This window comes from Planomonospora algeriensis, from assembly GCF_977012225.1.
On the sequence record NZ_CDRNDK010001073.1, the window covers coordinates 1 to 528 of the forward strand.

At 79.9% G+C, this 528-nt stretch carries 1 protein-coding gene and 1 pseudogene; both read left to right on the forward strand.

Annotation, left to right across the window (positions count from 1 at the left end; translation table 11 throughout):
* Positions 1-81 precede the first annotated feature (81 nt).
* A pseudogene (locus ACWJ6R_RS37855) lies at positions 82-147 on the forward strand (hypothetical protein); the annotation flags it as partial.
* 97 nt (positions 148-244) lie between these two features.
* Positions 245-528 (forward strand): KR domain-containing protein (locus ACWJ6R_RS37860; RefSeq protein WP_449066786.1); only part of this gene is annotated, 284 nt, incomplete at its 3' end.

Here is a 528-nt window from a genome sequence, read left to right on the forward strand (position 1 = left end):
CCGCCCGGTGCGGCGCCGCCGGTGGTACGGCGGGGCGAGAGCTACCTGATCACCGGCGGGTACGGCGGGCTGGGGCTGGTGGTGGCCCGGTGGCTGGCCGAGCGGGGGGCCGGGCGGATCGTGCTCGGCGGCCGTTCGGGGCCAGGGTCCTCGGGGATCGCCGCCATCGAGGAGCTGCGGGACCTCGGGACGGACGTCCGGGTGGTGATCGGGGGACCTGGCCGCGCCGGGGACGGCCGGGCGGATGGTGGCCGACGGCCGTCGCGGGCGGCCTGCGGCTGCGCGGGGTGGTGCACGCCGCGGGCGTGCTGGACGACCGGCTGGTCGCCGACGTCGGGCCGCGGACCTGCACCGGGTCTGGTCGGCGAAGGTCCACGGCGGCCTGGCGCTGCACGAGGCGACCCGGGGGCCCGGCCTGGACTGGTGGGTGGCGTTCTCGTCGGCCGCCGCGCTGCTCGGCTCGCCGGGGCAGGCGGCCTACGCCGCGGCGAACGCCTGGCTGGACGCGCTCTGCGAGCTGCGCCGGGC